Genomic DNA, 3508 nt, shown 5'->3' with positions numbered 1-3508 from the left:
GGCCACGACGGGGGCGCCTGCTCCGCAGCGTGCGACCGGCCGTCGGGGACGGGCGGAGTGTCCACGTCGTCGGTGGCCGGGGAGGTCACGGGCGCAGCAGGACCGGACACGGCGAGGCCGGTGGAATCGCGGTCGGACGCAGCGGAGTCGGCTGGAGTCCGGTCGGCCACAGCGGAGTCGACTGCAGCGGAGTCGACTGCAGCGGAGTCGACTGCAGCGGAGTCGGCCCGGGTGGTGTCGGGAACGGCGACCGAGGCGCCGCGTGGAGCGCGGCCGGGCGCCGCGGGGCCGACCGAAGCGAGACCGGCAGTGGTCGGGCCCGGCGTGGTCGGGCCCGGCGCGGTCGGGCCCGGCGCGGTCGGGCCCGGCGCGGCCTCGGCCGGGTCACCCGCCGGAACGGCCTCGGCCATGCCGCCGGCCTCGGCCGGACCGTCCTGCGTCCCGGCGTCGTCCCAGAGTCCGTCGTCGACCTCCTCGGGTGCGACCAGGCCCCGCCACGCCGGCAGCCGCAGCCGCCCGTCCGCGGTCCACTCCCGGAACTCCACCCGCCCGACGAGCCGTGGAAGCGCCCACACCGCGTCGTGCTCGACCGCGGGTGGCAGCCTGCCCGCGAACGGTGAGGAGTCGGCGAGCAAGTCCGGGACCAGGTCCGTGATCGTCTGCCGGTGCGGGCCCGAACCGAGCCCGACGCGTCCCACGTAGCGCAGCCCGTCCGGCCCCGGGACCCCGAGCAGCAGCGCGGCGACCGAATGCGGCCGCCGCGGATCGGCCGGGGTCCAGCCTCCGACGACGACCTGCCGGGTACGCCGCAGCGGCACCCGCAGCCAGTGCGGGGAGCGCCGTCCTGGCTGGTAGAGCGCGTCGAGCCGCTTGGCGTAGAGCCCGTCGAGGCGGTAGCGGGCCGCGGTCTGCATGACATGCTCGGCCTCGCGCGCCGGCCACGACGGAGACAGCACGATCGGGTCCTCGGCCAGCCCCAGCGCGTCGATCAGCTCGCGGCGCCGGCGGTACGGCGCCTCGAGCACGGACACGCCGTCCAGCCAGAGCAGATCGCTGACGAAGAACCCGACGGGGACCTGCGCGACCAGGGCCGGTGAAGGCCGCGGCGTGGCGGTCCGGCGCACGAGCAGCCGGCGGTCGGGGGTCCCGGCGTCGTCGAGGGCCACCACGGTGCCGTCGAGCACCATGCCGCGCGGCGGGGACTTGTCTCCCAGCACCGCGAGCTCGGGGAAGGTGCTGGTGACGCTCCGCTCGTTCACGGTGAGCAACCGGACGCGGCCGGGACGGGCGTAGGCGATGCAGCGCAGCCCGTCCCAGGCGAACTCGACCACCCATCCGGGCCCGGCCGGAAGCTCGCCCGGGGCGGCCAGCATGGGCGACACCAGATCGGGCATCCGGCCCGCGGTCGCCCGACCCTTCACACGTTCAGCGTAGTTGGCGCGCCCCTGTCCGGTGGGTGTCGGCCGGGTGTACGGCGGTCGCGGACCCGACGAGCGGCCGCCGAGGGGACGCTGAGGGGACGTTCGAGACCCGCGGCGCGGGTGAACGTGCGTTCATGGACGCCGGCACGTGGTGGGCGCCCGGTCGACGGCCGGCCCCGCTGTGTGCCGACCGGGCGGCTGCTCACGCTCCGGCTGGTCGGAACCGGCGATCCGGGCGCCGAACCGATCGGCCAGCGCCCGCACAGCACGCCGGCCGGATCCGGGATCCGCGGGAGCGACGGGCTCCAGGCCGCCCGCAATCAGTTCGGTGAGCACCCGGAACGTGCCCTCCACCGCGGGGGCGGGGCCGGTCCCCGCCGTTCCGCCGATGGTGATCATCCCGGTGGTGATGACGCCGAGCACGTGCGCGACCGCGTCGGTGGGCAGATCGGAGCGGATCAACCCGGCGTCGCGCAGGGCGAGCACGATCTCCCCCGCCCAGTCGGGGTGCGGGGAGCCGGGGCCGTGGCCGCGGACCAGCGCTCCGAGGACCCTGCTGTCGCGGGTGTAGAGCGCGCACAGCAGCGGGTCGTCGAGCAGTGCCCGGAGTCCGTGCCGGTACACCGCAGACAGCCGCGAGCCGTCCGGATCGGCCTCGACGGCCTCGCACACGCGCTCGATCAGGCGCAGCGACCGCGTCCGCAGCAGAGCCGCGAGCAGCTCGTCCTTGCTGGCGAACTCGCGGTAGACGCTGCCCTTCGCGATCCCCGCCGCCTCGGCCACGTCGGCCACCGCCGTCTTGGCAAACCCGTGCCGCGCGATCAGGTCCGCGGCCACCTCCAGGAGCAGCTCCCTGCGTCCCGCCACCACGTGCGCGCTCCTTGATCTCGATCTCTGTGACCAACGTGATAGAATTGGTCACAGAGTACATCACGAGGACCGCCGTGCCGGCGATCGAGGCCCCCAGCCTCTGCGCGGCCGGCGAGCAGGGACGATCGACTCACCATGACCCTCACCGAACGCCTCACGGCCGGCCCCTCCGATCCCGACGCCCTTGTCGAAGCCTTCACCGACTGGGCCTTCGAGGAGCAGGGGCTGAGCCTCTACCCCGCACAGGAGGAGGCGCTCCTGGAGCTCGTCACCGGCGGCAACGTCATCCTGAGCACCCCCACCGGGTCCGGGAAGTCGCTGGTGGCCATCGGGGCGCACGCCGCGGCACTGGCCCGCGGCGAGCGCACCTTCTACACCGCGCCGATCAAGGCACTGGTCAGCGAGAAGTTCTTCGCTCTGTGCGAGGTCTTCGGCGCCGACAAGGTCGGCATGCTCACCGGTGACGCCGCCGTCAACGAGAACGCACCGATCATCTGCTGCACCGCGGAGATCCTGGCCAACATCGCGCTGCGCCAGGGCCCGACGGCCGGCCGAGAGATCGTCGGCTCGGTCGTGATGGACGAGTTCCACTTCTATGCCGATCCCGACCGCGGCTGGGCCTGGCAGGTTCCGCTCGTCGAGTTGCCGCAGGCCCAGTTCCTGCTGATGTCGGCGACGCTCGGCGACGTCTCGTTCTTCCGCGACGACCTCACCCGGCGCACCGGGCGGCCCACCGCGGTGATCACCTCGGCGGAGCGGCCCGTGCCGCTGCACTACCGGTATGTGTTCACCCCGCTGCACGAGACGATCACCGAGCTGCTCCAGACCCACGAGGCGCCCGTCTACGTCGTGCACTTCACCCAGGCCGCGGCGATCGAGCGGGCACAGTCGCTGATGAGCGTCAACGTCTCCGCCAAGGAGGACAAGGCGGCGATCGCCGAGCTGATCGGCAACTTCCGGTTCACCGCAGGCTTCGGCAAGACGCTGTCGCGGCTGGTCCGGCACGGGATCGGGGTGCACCACGCCGGGATGCTGCCGCGCTACCGCCGGTTGGTGGAGACCCTCGCGCAGGCCGGACTGCTCAAGGTCATCTGCGGCACCGACACCCTCGGCGTCGGCATCAACGTGCCGATTCGCACGGTGCTGTTCACCGCACTGTCGAAGTACGACGGGGTGCGCACCCGCGGGCTCAAGGCCCGCGAGTTTCACCAGATCGC

The 3508-nt window shown here is 73.3% G+C and carries 3 protein-coding genes; 1 reads left to right on the top strand and 2 read right to left on the bottom strand.

Annotated features, from left to right (window positions below; all coding sequences use genetic code 11):
- A partial coding sequence (locus HF519_RS29540) for an ATP-dependent DNA ligase (protein ID WP_169416248.1) occupies positions 1 to 1421 on the bottom strand: 1421 nt, incomplete at its 3' end.
- Between the two features lie 132 nt (positions 1422 to 1553).
- Entirely contained in the window at positions 1554 to 2291 is a 738-nt protein-coding gene (locus HF519_RS29535) for a TetR/AcrR family transcriptional regulator (protein WP_169416247.1), read from the bottom strand.
- Positions 2292 to 2426: 135 nt separating this feature from the next.
- Here HF519_RS29535 and HF519_RS29530 point away from each other — a divergent pair.
- Positions 2427 to 3508, top strand: a 1082-nt coding sequence (locus tag HF519_RS29530; protein WP_169416246.1) for a DEAD/DEAH box helicase, incomplete at its 3' end; no start/stop codon positions are given.

Source organism: Pseudonocardia bannensis (assembly GCF_012911875.1).
GTDB classification, from domain to species: Bacteria; Actinomycetota; Actinomycetes; order Mycobacteriales; family Pseudonocardiaceae; genus Pseudonocardia; species Pseudonocardia bannensis.
This window is presented reverse-complemented; position numbering and strand designations above follow the sequence as displayed.